This is a genomic window from Dysosmobacter welbionis (genome assembly GCF_005121165.3).
In the GTDB taxonomy this organism is placed as follows: domain Bacteria; phylum Bacillota; class Clostridia; order Oscillospirales; family Oscillospiraceae; genus Oscillibacter; species Oscillibacter welbionis.
This window is the reverse complement of sequence record NZ_CP034413.3, coordinates 2,627,653-2,640,753: the sequence shown is the minus strand read 5'-3', so window position 1 is coordinate 2,640,753 and position 13,101 is coordinate 2,627,653. Positions and strand designations below refer to the sequence as shown.

Genomic DNA, 13,101 nt, shown 5'->3' with positions numbered 1-13,101 from the left:
GCCGCCCGTGGACAGCAGGACCATGATAACACGGATGGGCCCGCCGGTCTGTAAAAAGGCGGCCCCTGCCGTTTGGTTCCCGTTAAAGTTTTCCCAAAAAGGGACTTTGCAGCACGCCCATTGTAGCACAGCGCCTCCCGCCCGTCCACCGCTTTTTTCCCGGCTGCCGTTGCATTTTCTGCAGTCCGTGATATAATGGTTAGATAGAACAAACAAGGACATTTCGTCCGCTGCAGAAAGGAAGCGCATACAATGCTGAACGAAAAAGTATCCCAGCTGTTGAACGATCAGGTGAACAAGGAATTCTACTCTGCGTATCTGTATCTCCAGTTCTCCAATTTCTATGTGGAGCAGGGCCTTGCCGGTTTTGCCAACTGGTACAAGGTCCAGGCCCAGGAGGAGCGGGACCACGCCATGCTGATGCTCCAGTATCTCCAGAACAACGACGTGCCCGTAACGCTGGAGGCCGTCGCCAAACCGGATGCGGAGCTGAAAGCCAACATGGACCCCCTGAAGGCCGGTCTCGCCCACGAGCAGTATGTCACCTCCCTGATCCACGCCATCTATGAAGCCGCGTACGAGGCCAGGGATTTCCGCACCATGCAGTTTTTGGACTGGTTCGTGAAGGAGCAGGGTGAGGAGGAGACCAACGCCACCGATCTCATCAAGAAGATGGAGCTGTTCGGCTCGGACCCCAAGGGGCTCTATATGCTGGACCAGGAGCTGGCGGCCCGGACCTATGCCGCCCCCTCCCTGACCCTGTGACCCGCGATCCCGCGACCCACGCACGGCGGCCTGTCCGCCGTGCGTTTCTTCTGCCCGCTCTGGACGGCGGCGGCCGCCCGTGGTATACTGGGCGCAGTTTGATCCCAAGGAGGTTCCCCGATGAAAGACCTGCTGATCGTGGAGGATGACCCGACTCTGGGCGAGGGTATCCGCCTGGCCCTCCAGGCGCCGGAGCTCCGCCCCCAGCTCTGCCGGTCCCTGGCGGATGCCGGGGAGCTGCTCTCCCGCCGGAGCTTCGACCTGCTGATCCTGGACATCAACCTGCCTGACGGCAATGGACTGGACCTCCTCCGTGCCCTCCGGCGGGAGAGTGAGGTTCCCGTAATCCTGTTGACTGCCAATGACCTGGAGACAGACATCGTGGCAGGTCTGGAGCTGGGGGCGGATGACTATATCACCAAGCCCTTCTCTCTGGCGGTGCTGCGGGCCAGGGTGAATACTCAGCTGCGCCGGACCGCCGCCCCCCAGGCGGAACGGGTGCAGCTGGACGGCTTCACCTTCGATTTCGGCCGGATGGAGTTCTCCCGGAACGGCGTTCCGGTGGAGCTCAGCAAGACGGAACAGAAGCTGCTGCGGCTGCTGGTGGAGCACCGGGGCCAAACCCTTACCCGGGCCGCCCTGGTGGACCGGATCTGGACGGACGGGGCGGAGTATGTGGACGAAAACGCCCTCTCCGTCACAGTGAAGCGGCTGCGGGACAAGCTGGAAGACATGCCGTCCAAGCCCCGCTATATCAAGACCGTGTACGGCCTGGGCTACACATGGGCGGTGAACTGACATGACAGTGGAATACACCCTGCTGGCCCTGGCGGTTCCGGCCCTGCTGGCAGCGGCAGGATTCGCCGTCTGGACCCGCCTGCGGACCCGCCGGATGCTGGACACTCTGGGCAAGATGCTGGATGACGCCATCCGGGGCGAGTTCCGGGAGTCCCTCTATGACGAGAGCCGCCTCTCCGCCCTGGAGACCCGGATGGCCCACTATCTCTCCGCATCCGCCGTATCGGCCAAAAATCTGGCGGAGGAGAAGGACGCCATCAAGACCCTGATCGGGGACATCTCCCACCAGACCAAGACTCCCATCGCCAACCTCCTGCTGTATGCCCAGCTGCTGGAGGAGCAGGACCTGCCGCCGGAGAGCCGGGAGTATGCCTCCGCTCTGGAGCATCAGGCGGAGAAGCTGCGGTTCCTCATCGACGCGCTGGTCAAAACCTCCCGGCTGGAGAGCGGCGTCCTTGCCATGACGCCCAAGCGTCATGGCATCCAACAGCTGTTGGATGCCGCCTCGGCCCAGGCCGCTCCCGGAGCGGAGGCCAAAGCGATCACCCTGACGGTAGAGCCCACGGACCTGACCGCCCGGTTCGACCCCAAGTGGACAGCGGAGGCCCTGTATAATCTGGTGGACAACGCGGTGAAATACACCCCGGCAGGCGGCGCCGTCACCCTCCGGGCCGTGGGGTATGAGCTGTTCTGCCGCGTGGACGTGACGGACACCGGCCCCGGCATCCCGGAGTCCGAGCAGGCCAGGATCTTCCAGCGGTTCTACCGCTCCCCCTCCGCCAGCGAGGCGGAGGGCGTGGGAATCGGCTTGTATCTGGCCCGCCAGATCGCCGCCGGTCAGGGCGGATACCTGAAGGTCAGCAGCCGCCCCGGGGAGGGGAGCACCTTCTCCCTGTTCCTGCCGAGGGCGGAGGAGAGGACGTAGAAGGCGGCGCGTTCCGGCCCGGACATCCCAAATCTTTCAGAACTGTTAGATTTCAGAAAGAATGTGGAAAGATTTCTTTGGTACAGTCTGTATTGTCGAAAGGCAATACAGACTCAGCTTGTCGAAAAAGTCTTTTCGCCAAGCTGCTTGCGTTTTTAGAACTTTTAAAGTTCTCAAAACGATTGATTGAAAACGAAAGACACCCCTCCTGGGTTATCTCCGCGCTAAGTGCCGCCGCTTTGCGGCGGTTGCGCTCTGAATCGCGCCTGCGGGCGCAGTCTTTCGTAGCTATCTTCCTTCCCGTCAAATAAGCCCTCCGGGTTTATGGAGATAGCCGAAGTCTGTATTGCCTTCTGGCAATACAGACTTTTCCTTGGAGGAATGAACAATGACGATCTTGGAAACAAAGGATCTGCGGAAGGTATATGGCTCCGGCGATACGGAGGTCCGGGCCCTGGACGGGGTCGATCTGACCGTGGAAAAGGGCGAATTCGTGGCGGTGGTGGGCACCTCCGGCTCCGGCAAGTCCACCCTGCTCCACATGCTGGGCGGGCTGGACCGCCCCACCGGCGGCACCGTCACGGTGGACGGCAAAGAACTCTCTGCCATGCGCGATGAGGAACTGACCATCTTCCGGCGGCGGAAGATCGGCTTTGTGTTCCAGAACTACAACCTGGTGCCGGTGCTGAACGTGTATGAGAACATCGTCCTGCCCATCCAGCTGGACGGCAACGCGCCGGACAAAGCCTATGTGGAACGGATCATTGAGACGCTGGGGCTGGAGGCAAAGCTCCAAAACCTGCCCAACAACCTCTCCGGCGGCCAGCAGCAGCGGGTGGCCATCGCCCGGGCTCTGGCGGCCAAGCCCGCCATCATCCTGGCGGATGAGCCCACCGGCAACCTGGACTCCGCCACCAGCCTGGACGTGATGGGACTCCTGAAGGTCACTGCCCAGAAGTTCAGCCAGACCATCGTCATGATCACCCACAACGAGGAGCTGGCCCAGATGGCGGACCGGATCATCCGCATCGAGGACGGGCGGATCGTGGTGCGGGGGTGAGCGCCATGATGAAGGTATCCAACGGCAAGACCATCCGCCGTCTGGGCTGGCGGTCCATGAAGGCGGCCAGGACCCGCAACCTCATCGCCGTTCTCGCCATCGCCCTGACCACGGTGCTGTTCACGTCCCTCTTCACCATCGCCATGTCCATCAACGACGGGTTCCAGCAGTCCAACTTCCGTCAGGTGGGCGGCTTCTCCCACGGCGGCTTCAAGTACCTGACGGAGGAACAGTTTAACGATCTGAAGGATGACCCCCTCATCGACCAGTGGGGAATGCGGCGGTTTATCGGAATGCCCACGGAGGTGCCGTTCAACAAATCCCACGTGGAGGTCAGCTACGCCGACGCCAATGAAGCCCACTGGATGTACTGCGACCCGGTGGAGGGCCGTCTGCCCCAGGAGGGCACCGACGAGGCCGCTACCGACACCCACGTGCTGGAGCTGTTGGGGGTGGAGCCGGAGATCGGCGCCAGGTTCACCATCTCCTTTGACGTGGACGGCCATACCACCACCCAGACCTTTACCCTCTGCGGCTGGTGGGAGTATGACGAGGCAATTGTGGCCAACCACATCCTGATTCCGAAGAGCCGGGCGGACGCCATTCTGGACGAGGTGGGAACCGTCCCGCCCGGAGAGGATGGCATGACCGGTTCCTGGAACCTGGATGTGATGCTGAAAAGCGGTTCCCGCCACATTGCGAACGATATCGCTCAAATTCTGGAAAATCACGGCTATCAGGATCAGAGCGCCGGAGCGCCGGATTATATCCACACTGGCGTCAACTGGGGCTATACCGGCGCCCAGCTCAGCGACAATCTGGACCCCTCTGTGGTGATTGCTGTGGCCGCCATGCTGCTGCTCATCATCTTCACCGGCTATCTCATCATCTACAACGTGTTCCAGATCTCCGTCACCAACGATATCCGGTTCTATGGCCTGCTGAAGACCATCGGCACCACGCCCCGGCAGCTGCGGCGGATCATCCGCCAGCAGGCGCTGACGTTGTCCCTGGCGGGCATCCCCCTGGGGCTGGTGCTGGGTTGGTTGATCGGCGGCCAGCTGACGCCGGCCATTGTGTCACAGCTGAACGGCGTGGTGCCCATGACCTCCGTGAGCCCGGTGATCTTCATCGGCGCGGCGCTGTTCTCTCTGGTGACGGTGCTGCTCTCCTGCCGGAAGCCCGGCCGCATCGCCGGCAAGGTCTCTCCCATCGAGGCAGTGCGCTACACCGAAGGCGGCGGCATCAAGCGCAAGACGAAAAAAGGCCGCAGGGGCGTGTCCCTGCTGTCCATGGCCTGGGCCAACCTGGGCCGCAGCCGGGGCAAGACCGCCGTCACCGTCACGTCCCTGTCTCTGGCGGTGGTACTGCTGACAGTGACGGTGAACTTCACCAACGGCTTCGACATGGACAAGTACGTGTCTCATTTCGCATCCAGCGACTTCATCGTGGCGGACGCCGGCCAGTTCCAGACCGGCGGGGACATCTTCAACACGGATATGGGCATCCCCCAGTCCGTCATTGACGAGATCAATGCCCAGGGCGGCATTACCGACGGCGGCGTGATCTACGGCAAGACGTTCGATGCCCTGGAGTACGTTACCGAGGACTGGTTCCGGCAGAACAAGGAGCACTTCTATACCCAGGAGCAGATGGACAATCTGATCCGCCTGACCGGGCGGAACGAAGAGGGCCTGCTGGCCGACCGGATCCAGCTCTCCGGCATGAGCGATTTCGCATTGGACCACCTGACGGTACTGGAGGGAGACCTGTCCAAGCTCTATGAGGACGGCGGGCGGTATGTGGCCGCTGTGTACAGTGATGATGATTACGGCAATCCGGAGATGGACTCCCACTGGGCCCGGCTGGGGGACATCGTCACCGTCCGGTACGTGGAGGAGACGGAGTATGTAGATCCGGACACCGGCATCGCCTACGCCAGCCCGGAGGACGTGCCCGCCAGTGCCAACTATGTGGCGCAGCCGGTGAAATACCGGGATGTGGAATACGAAGTAGCCGCCCTGGTTGCCGTGCCCATCTCTCTCAGCTACCGCTACTACGGCGCGGACGAGTTCATCCTGAATGACCAGACCTTCATGCAGGACAGCGGCACAGACAGCGTGATGTACTACGCCTTTGATACCACCGACGAGGCCAACGGCGCCATGGAGAAGTTCCTGGCAGACTACACAGAGAACGTGAATCCCCAGTTCGACTATGAGAGCAAGGCGCTCTACGCATCGGAGTTCGAGGGGATGCGCTCCATGTTCCAGCTGTGCGGCGGGGCCCTCAGTTTCATCGTGGGGCTGGTGGGCGTGCTGAACTTCTTCAACGCCATCCTCACCGGCATCATCGCCCGCAAGCGGGAGTTCGCCGTGCTCCAGTCCATCGGCATGGCCGGCAAGCAGCTCAAGACCATGCTGGTGTATGAGGGGCTGCTCTATGCCCTGGGGGCGGCTGGGATCTCCCTGGTGCTGACCCTGATTTTCGGCCCGGTGGCCTTCAAGGCGGTGGGGAGCATGTTCTGGTTCTTCACCTACCGCCTGACGCTGACCCCGTTCCTGATCGTGGCCCCGGTGTTCGCCCTGCTGGGCGTCCTGGTTCCCCTGGCGGTGTACCGCTCCGTCTCCAAGGCCACCATCGTGGAACGGCTGCGGGAGGTGGACTGATCCCCAGGGACCACTTTCCCGCAAAACAGCGGCACGGCTCTCAAGAGCCGTGCCGCTGTTCAAGTTCTTTGGCAGTATCCAGCTTTCAAGGCAGGTCCCGCTTGTATTTTTGGGGGATTAGACTATACTGTAAAATTGAAAACCCAGAGAGAAGGTGCTATATGGAATCTGTTAAAATCGGCTCTGTCGGCCTGGGCCGTCTGGGCTACGAACATGCAAAAAACTTAGCCGCATCCATTCCCGGCTGCGTCCTCCACGCCATCTGTAACGTGGATACCTCCCGTCTCCGGGCGGTGGCAGAGGAATTGGGCGTTCCTCATACTTACACCGATTTTGCCGCCATGTGCGCCGATCCGGAGTTGGACGGCATCGTCATCGTCTCCCCCTCTTTTCTTCATGTGGAGCAGATCAAAATTGCCATGGAGCACGGCAAGCACGTTTTCTGTGAAAAGCCTCTGGGCACCAATGTGGCTCAGTGCAAGGAAGCTGAAAAGGTTGTTGAGGCCCATCCGGAACTGGTGTTCCAACTGGGCTTCATGCGCCGGTTTGACCCCTCCTATGCTGAGGCCAAGCGCCGTGTGGACGCCGGTGAAATCGGCAAAGTGGTGCTGGTCCGCTCCTGCACCCAGGATCCCCGCAGCACCATTGAATCCACACTGAAATTCCTCCCCCACTCTGGCGGCCAGTTCCTGGACATGTGCGTCCACGATCTGGATCTGATCCGCTGGTTCACCGGCTCTAACATCCGTAACGTCTGGGCCATCGGTGGTGTCTTTGAGTTCGACCTCTGTCGGGAACTGCATGACACAGACAATGCCGCCGCCATGGTCCAGTGCGAAAACGGCGCCATGGGCTTTCTCTTTGCCAACCGCACCCATGCAGCAGGCTGCAATGTAGAGACGGAAATCGTCGGAACCCACGGCACGCTGCGCATCGCCCCCGTGGGCGCCCGGAACCTGCTGCAGGTCGTGGATGAGCATGGTGCGCGGCAGGAGTACTATCCGGACTTCATGTCCCGCTGGCACACCGCTTTTCTGGCTGAGATGCAGGCGTTTACGGACCACATCCGTACCGGCACACACCCTGCGGACCTGACGGTCTACGACGGCACCGCTGTATCCGAGGCGGCCTATCGCTGCAAGGAATCCTTTGAGACCGGCAAAATGCTCCCCATCCGCTGAGCCGCACCGCAAAAGTAATACTTCTTCCAACGCAAAAGCAGGAGGATCGTCCCGGAACTCCGGGGGATCCTCCTGCTTTTCAAATGGCATACAGGCCCCGTTATATCTGTCTCTTACCGGCGCCCGCCGCTGCGGAAGGAGCCTCCGCCAAAGCCGCCGCGACGGCCGCCGCTGCCCCGGAAGGTCCCTCCGCCGAGGCTGCCCCGGGACCCTCCGGCACTCCCGAAGGAGCCTCCGCCGAACATGCCTCCCCGGCTGCCGCCGAAGCCGCCCCCGCCGAATGTTCCGCCGGAGGGCGGCCGGCGCGGTGGCTTTGGCGGTCTTGGAGGACGGGGTGGCCTGGGCCGCTGGGGCCGTCCCCAGAAGATGGGGTAGTACAGCACCGTGGGCCGTCCCATACCGGGCCGCAGATACCGCCGGCGGTAGCGGGAGTACCGCATTCCGTCCAGGATCACCCACAGCACCAGCAGCACCACTAGCAGCACCACAACGCCGCTCACCAGGGACCCAAAGGCCGGCGCCACATAGCCGTGGGTCTCCGTATAGTAGTACCCGCTGCCGCTGGAATAGGTCTCCCGGACGGCAGGGATATACCCCTCCCGGATCGTGACGCCGTAGAAGTCGGCAAACCAGGCGATGAAGGCATCAAAAGTCGCCTTCACACCGGCGTCGTACTCCCCGGCAGCGAAATCATTCTCCAGGTAATAGGACTGCAGACTCATGAAATCGTCCGCGTGGCTCTCCAGCCCGGTCCCCACCACCACGCAGTAGTCGCCCATCAGGCCGCTTTGGGAGATGTTGTCCAGCGCCAGCAGCATCACCACGCCGTTGTTCCGCTCTGCGGAGCCTACGCCATAGCTGTTCCCCAGATCCGAGGCATAGTCCATGATGTCCGCGCCGCCAGTGGAGTTCACCACACTTACCAGGATCTGGGCCCCGGTCTGGGCAAACAAGGAGGCGTTCATGGCGTCGATATGCTCCATGGTCTCATCCGTCAGCACCCCGGCGTAGTCATATACATACGTATAGGACCCCACAATGGCGGTGGACGCCTGGCCTCCGGTGTCCGGCTTCTTGGCCTGCCCAATCACCACCCCGGCCACGATGGCTAAAATCAGCACCACCGCCGCCACGGCCCGTTTCTGAAAAAACTTCATAAGCGTATGTCCTCTCCGTCCCTTCCCTGTAAGCGGGAAAGGGGGCTAAGGGAAAGCCTCCGGTTTTCCCCAGTTCTTCCGCCATTGGCGAAAGAAGAAATTTGAATCATTTTCGCCGCAGCGTGTACGTGGCGAAACTACCTTGATCCAAGCGCCCCGGGCGCGTTCACCAGTCCGCAGACTGGTGGGGATTCCAAAGGGGGATCCTGCTCTCCCTTTAATTTCTCAGCTCCAACAGCTTTTGCTTCAGCTCGCCCTCGATGCGGCCCAACTCCGCCTCGGCGGCCCTGCGCTTCTGGGCGCCCTCCCGCTGGATGTTCAGCACCTCGTCCAGCGTGGAGATCAGCTGCTGGTTGGTGTGCTGCAGCGTCTCAATGTCCACCACGCTCCGCTCTGCCTCCTTGGCGGTCTCAATGGTGCCCATCTTCAACAGATCCGCGTTCTTTTTCAGCAGCTCATTGGTCATCTCCGTCACGGCGCTCTGGGCCGCCGTGGCCTGGCGGCCGTGCTCCAGCCCCAGGGCCAGCACCATCTGACTCTTCCACAGGGGGATGGTGTTCACCAGGGAGGACTGGATCTTTTCCACCATCAAGGTATCGTTGTTCTGCAGCAGCCGAGTCTGGGGGCCCATCTGCACAGAGATCATCCGGGTCAGCTCCAGGTCGTGGAGCTTTTTCTCAAACCGCTCACACATCTGGACCATGTCGTTGTATGCCTGGGCGTCCTCCTGAGCGCCGGACTGTTCTGCCTTGGCCTTCAGAGCAGGCAGTTCGCCCGCCCGCATGTCCTCCAGCTTCTTCTTGCCCGCCAGAATGTACATGGTGAGCTCCTTGTAGTATTTCAGGTTCAGCTCATACATCTGGTCGAACATGGCCACATCCTTCAAAAGCGTGACCTGATGCTGCTCCAGCTCCCGGGCGATCTTGTCCACGTTGGACTCCACCTTGGCGTACTGGGCCTTCATGGCCTCCAGCTTGCTACCCGTCTTTTTGAAGAGGCCGAAGAGCCCCTTCTTCTCCTCTTCCTCGCCGAAGCCCTTCAACTCCACCACCAGCTCGCTGAGGGACTTGCCCACCTCTCCCAGGTCCTTGGTGCGCACAGAGTTCAGGGCGTTCTCAGAAAAGCTGGCCACGTTCTTCTGGGCCGCCGCGCCGTACTGCAGGATCAGGTTGGAGTCCGTCAGGTCGATCTTCTTGGAAAACGCCTCCACCGCCTGTTTCTCCGCGTCGTTCAGCAGGTTCTCGTCCAGCCGCACCGGCGTCGCCTCCGGCTTGGCGGCCTCCGGTGCGGGGGCGGCGGGCGCTGCCGGGTCCAGAGTCAGTTGGGGCACCGCATCCGTCCGGCTGGGATCCAGGGTCAGTTCAGGCATCATGCTCTTCTCGTCTGCCATTGTGTCATCCTCCATCATAGTATCATTCACTCTCTGCCATTTTCTTCATTCCGGCGGGCTTCTCCCGCCGCCCGCACACCGCAGACAGCATAAACCACTGCGTACACCACCCCCAGCACACCGCAGAGGGTACAGATGCCCGGGGCCTGCTTCATAAAACCGATACCAAGCAGCAGCCATATCACGGAAGAGAAAAAGTGATGGGCAGCCTCTCCCCACCTTCCCGCCTGTTTACAGGCCTTGTCCAGCCGAAGGCCCAAAGCCACCGCCCCCGCCAGCCATGCCAGCGGCAGCAGGAGCTCCGCGTTATGCAACCCGCCACGCTCCAGTTTCCAGAACAGAAGGACAAATCCTGCGGCCATATAGAAAACCAGGCCCGCCATTCTGATGGCGATCTTTCTCATGGCGTTTCCTCCGATCACAGCTCCAGCCGGATATCGGTCTCTTTCTTCTCGTCCGGCTCCGCCTTCAGCGGGCTGTCCACCAGTCCCTCCCGGGCCATCATGTTCTCCAGCACCGTGATATCCGTGGAGATGTCCAGGGCCTCGGCGCCGTACAGGCTGTCCAGCTGCTTTTCAAAGGCCGCCACGATGGTCCGCATCATCCCCTCCACCTTGGCCAGGGTGGTGTCGATGTTCTCTCCGGAGACCCCGGTACCGCTCATGCGGTCATAGGCATTCAGCAGCTTCAGGGTGGTGGGCAGGTAGTAGTCCAGAAAGCGCCTGATCTGGGGCAGCTTCTCCGGGTGCGTGCGCACCTCGTCGAAGATTCGGGCGCTCACCTGCTCCAGCCGCACAATGTCGGCGGAGATGCCGGGGTCCGCGATATTCTCATCCAGCCGTTTCATCTCCCGGATGGCCATCTCCCCGTCGCGGACCATCTTGTCCAGCTCAGGATTTCCTGTAGAGGCCGGTTTCTTTTCAACGGGCTCCTCGGCCTTTTCCGGCGGCGCCTTGCCAGCCTCCTCTCCTACGGGGCCGCCCCGGCACAGGGCGGCCGCCGCCGCGAACGCCAGAAGGGAGGCCCCCGCCGCCAGGGCATAGTGCAGCGGCTCATACAGCGGCAGCACCAGCGCGTAGGCCAGCCATACCGCCGCAGCGGCGTAAAAAGGCGCCGCACGCTTCTGTCTTGTGGTCTTCATCCGCTTCAGCCTCCCCAGGTCGCTTTTAACAATATTATACCCCGCCGGAGAGAGCCGGTCAACGGCAGGGACAGAAAATCCCCGGAAGCAAAGCGGCGCCCCTCTCGAAAGAGGGGCGCCTGCTTTCATTTGGGGAGCCCATAGCCCAGCGTCACCGGGTCCTGCCATAGCCCCAGCTCCGGCGGATGGAACGTGCAGTAGACGAAAAGGAACGCCAGCCCCCACAGCGCCAGCAGGCCCAGGATCTGCTGCCAGAGAGAGGTGAACCGCCCCCGCCGCAGAAGCCGGAAATCCAGGGCGAATGCCCCCAGCACGGAGAGGTAGAACACGGCGATGTCCGCCCAGAGCAGATGCCGCCCCAGCACGCCGGTGTACGTATAGAACAGCACCGGGATCAGCGCGACCCCTGTCACCGTGCTGACGCCCCGGGCCGCCAGAAAGTTCGGATAGTTTCGTCCCAGGCAGCACACCTGTACCACGGAAAACAGGAACATGGGGAAAAACAGCAGCTTCATATGTTCCCAGGTGGACTCATTCACCGCGGAGAAGGCAGCCGCCGCGCCCCATCCGCCGCTCCAGTCGTAGGCAAAGTGCAGCAGCGTCCCCAGCGCCGCCGTGAACAGCGCACCCGCCAGCTCCCAGTAAAACAACCGCTTCCCCATATCCGCCTCCATGACAAAACAAAAGGACTGCGGCCAGGCCGCAGTCCCAGTTTATACCGGCGTTGGCAGATTTATGCATCCAGATACGCCCCATAGCTTCCCAGAGTCTCCGCCAGCGTCTCCGGCGCCCAGTCCCAGTAGTCGGCGTCCCGCAGGCACCGGCCCAGGACGGCACACAGCTCCCGGGCCTCTGCGTCTGTCCGGTCATCCAGCAGGGCGGGCAGGGCCGTCATGTCCTCTGCCGGGTGGTCCAGGATGTAGTTGGGCAGCAGCCAGTCATGGGAGAACCCCTCCGTCAGAAAGAATGCGTCCACCAGCTCCGAAAGCGGGGCTTCCTCCCCAGAGCCGGACAGTGGCAGCGTCACGGCGCTGCCTCCGGTGGCCAGACCGTCGCAGGTCCAGTCGCCGTCCTCATTTTTCTGGATACTGGCCTCGCCGCCATAGCCGTAGTACCCGTCCGCATCCGGTTCTCCCAGCCCTGCGCCCGCCTGCCAGCTGTTGGCCATCTCTCCATACGGGTCATCCACCAGCAGCCGGAAGCCCAGCCCGGCACAGAAGTTCTCCGGCTCACCGTAATAGGCGTCAAACACGCTGGCGCCGTTGGCCTGGAAGTCCAGGGGCTTCCAGCTGACCCAGTCCGGCACATGGCGGACATTCTCCGCCACGGCCTCGTTCAGCTGCCGGGCGATCTCTTCGTAGTCCGTCTCTGCCCCATCCACCGTGGGACCGCAAAACGCCGCGTCCCACAGGGCGTCCTCGGCGATCCCCTGCAGCAGACCGCTCAGGCCGGATTCCCCCTCCGCCGCAGCCGTCACACAGGCATAGTGGGTCTCCCCGTCCACGGTCCACAGCACCACGTCCCCGCCGGTGCAGCACTGGAGGGTGGTCTCCCCGTCCGGGGCGGTCATGGCAAAGAGCCGTCCTCTGCTTTTGATGTCGCTCCACTGGTCTCCCCAGGCCTCCGCCGAGGCCGGCTCCCACTGGTAGCCGATGGAGAACAGGTTCTCCCGCCCCGCCACGTTCCGGGCGGCCTCCGGGGTGATGGAGAGGCTGATGCCTGTGGCATCTTCCTCTTCCACATCCAGGGTGAAAGTCAGGTCCTTCGTGATCTCAGCGTACGCCGCCATGGCGGAGGCCGTCAGCTCCTCGCCGGAGAGGGGCTCCGTCTCTTCCGGGACTTCCTCCGGCAGCTGCTCCCCGGCAGTGCCGCAGCCGGCCAGCAGCGCCAGCAGCACCCCGCAGAGAAGAAATCGCTTCATGTTCGCACCTCGCTTTCCAGGTCCTGGTTTTTGCGCTCCGTTCTCTGCATTTCATGCCCAGAATACCCTGATTTTTTGCAAAAATCCACTCAGT

The 13,101-nt window shown here is 62.0% G+C and carries 12 protein-coding genes; 6 read left to right on the top strand and 6 right to left on the bottom strand.

The window, feature by feature from the left end; translation table 11 throughout:
* Window positions 1-252 precede the first annotated feature (252 nt).
* The 6 genes from EIO64_RS13855 to EIO64_RS13830 all read left to right on the top strand — a co-directional run bounded on the left by EIO64_RS13855 (window position 253) and on the right by EIO64_RS13830 (window position 7,398).
* Window positions 253-765, top strand: a complete 513-nt coding sequence (locus EIO64_RS13855; RefSeq protein ID WP_021749276.1) for a ferritin — start codon at window positions 253-255, stop codon at window positions 763-765.
* A gap of 120 nt (window positions 766-885) precedes the next feature.
* The gene (locus EIO64_RS13850; protein WP_025544799.1) at window positions 886-1,563 is read left to right on the top strand and encodes a response regulator transcription factor; all 678 of its coding nucleotides are present in this window, start codon (window positions 886-888) and stop codon (window positions 1,561-1,563) included.
* A 1-nt stretch (window position 1,564) separates the two neighbouring features.
* The gene (locus EIO64_RS13845) at window positions 1,565-2,488 is read left to right on the top strand and encodes a sensor histidine kinase (protein WP_136891498.1); all 924 of its coding nucleotides are present in this window, start codon (window positions 1,565-1,567) and stop codon (window positions 2,486-2,488) included.
* A 388-nt stretch (window positions 2,489-2,876) separates the two neighbouring features.
* Entirely contained in the window at window positions 2,877-3,548 is a 672-nt protein-coding gene (locus EIO64_RS13840) for an ABC transporter ATP-binding protein (protein WP_021749279.1), read from the top strand.
* A 5-nt stretch (window positions 3,549-3,553) separates the two neighbouring features.
* A complete protein-coding gene (locus EIO64_RS13835; protein WP_136891497.1) occupies window positions 3,554-6,217 on the top strand; it encodes an ABC transporter permease in 2,664 nt (887 codons plus the stop codon).
* Between the two features lie 161 nt (window positions 6,218-6,378).
* The gene (locus tag EIO64_RS13830; protein WP_036630325.1) at window positions 6,379-7,398 is read left to right on the top strand and encodes a Gfo/Idh/MocA family oxidoreductase; all 1,020 of its coding nucleotides are present in this window, start codon (window positions 6,379-6,381) and stop codon (window positions 7,396-7,398) included.
* A 113-nt stretch (window positions 7,399-7,511) separates the two neighbouring features.
* On the opposite strand, the gene EIO64_RS18855 is transcribed toward EIO64_RS13830, so the two are convergent.
* From EIO64_RS18855 to EIO64_RS13800, 6 genes are all read right to left on the bottom strand, one after another.
* Entirely contained in the window at window positions 7,512-8,555 is a 1,044-nt protein-coding gene (locus tag EIO64_RS18855; RefSeq protein ID WP_136891496.1) for a TPM domain-containing protein, read from the bottom strand.
* A 217-nt stretch (window positions 8,556-8,772) separates the two neighbouring features.
* The gene (locus EIO64_RS13820; RefSeq protein WP_051320049.1) at window positions 8,773-9,945 is read right to left on the bottom strand and encodes a toxic anion resistance protein; all 1,173 of its coding nucleotides are present in this window, start codon (window positions 9,943-9,945) and stop codon (window positions 8,773-8,775) included.
* 26 nt (window positions 9,946-9,971) lie between these two features.
* Window positions 9,972-10,349, bottom strand: a complete 378-nt coding sequence (locus tag EIO64_RS13815; protein ID WP_119310608.1) for a hypothetical protein — start codon at window positions 10,347-10,349, stop codon at window positions 9,972-9,974.
* A gap of 14 nt (window positions 10,350-10,363) precedes the next feature.
* The gene (locus tag EIO64_RS13810) at window positions 10,364-11,086 is read right to left on the bottom strand and encodes a 5-bromo-4-chloroindolyl phosphate hydrolysis family protein (RefSeq protein WP_136891495.1); all 723 of its coding nucleotides are present in this window, start codon (window positions 11,084-11,086) and stop codon (window positions 10,364-10,366) included.
* Between the two features lie 125 nt (window positions 11,087-11,211).
* Window positions 11,212-11,748, bottom strand: a complete 537-nt coding sequence (locus tag EIO64_RS13805) for a DUF6512 family protein (protein WP_136891494.1) — start codon at window positions 11,746-11,748, stop codon at window positions 11,212-11,214.
* 71 nt (window positions 11,749-11,819) lie between these two features.
* Window positions 11,820-13,007: a hypothetical protein gene (locus tag EIO64_RS13800; protein WP_136891493.1), complete on the bottom strand. Its 1,188-nt coding sequence runs from the start codon at window positions 13,005-13,007 to the stop codon at window positions 11,820-11,822.
* Window positions 13,008-13,101 lie beyond the last annotated feature (94 nt).

Bases quoted from the DNA above. Each gene is read 5' to 3' on its own strand.
- EIO64_RS13810 (WP_136891495.1), bottom strand. From the start codon at position 11,086: ATGAAGACCACAAGACAGAAGCGTGCGGCGCCTTTTTACGCCGCTGCG.
- EIO64_RS13820 (WP_051320049.1), bottom strand. From the start codon at position 9,945: ATGGCAGACGAGAAGAGCATGATGCCTGAACTGACCCTGGATCCCAGC.
- EIO64_RS13835 (WP_136891497.1), top strand. From the start codon at position 3,554: ATGATGAAGGTATCCAACGGCAAGACCATCCGCCGTCTGGGCTGGCGG.
- EIO64_RS13805 (WP_136891494.1), bottom strand. From the start codon at position 11,748: ATGGGGAAGCGGTTGTTTTACTGGGAGCTGGCGGGTGCGCTGTTCACG.
- EIO64_RS13855 (WP_021749276.1), top strand. From the start codon at position 253: ATGCTGAACGAAAAAGTATCCCAGCTGTTGAACGATCAGGTGAACAAG.
- EIO64_RS13840 (WP_021749279.1), top strand. From the start codon at position 2,877: ATGACGATCTTGGAAACAAAGGATCTGCGGAAGGTATATGGCTCCGGC.
- EIO64_RS13845 (WP_136891498.1), top strand. From the start codon at position 1,565: ATGACAGTGGAATACACCCTGCTGGCCCTGGCGGTTCCGGCCCTGCTG.
- EIO64_RS13830 (WP_036630325.1), top strand. From the start codon at position 6,379: ATGGAATCTGTTAAAATCGGCTCTGTCGGCCTGGGCCGTCTGGGCTAC.
- EIO64_RS13800 (WP_136891493.1), bottom strand. From the start codon at position 13,007: ATGAAGCGATTTCTTCTCTGCGGGGTGCTGCTGGCGCTGCTGGCCGGC.
- EIO64_RS13815 (WP_119310608.1), bottom strand. From the start codon at position 10,349: ATGAGAAAGATCGCCATCAGAATGGCGGGCCTGGTTTTCTATATGGCC.
- EIO64_RS13850 (WP_025544799.1), top strand. From the start codon at position 886: ATGAAAGACCTGCTGATCGTGGAGGATGACCCGACTCTGGGCGAGGGT.
- EIO64_RS18855 (WP_136891496.1), bottom strand. From the start codon at position 8,555: ATGAAGTTTTTTCAGAAACGGGCCGTGGCGGCGGTGGTGCTGATTTTA.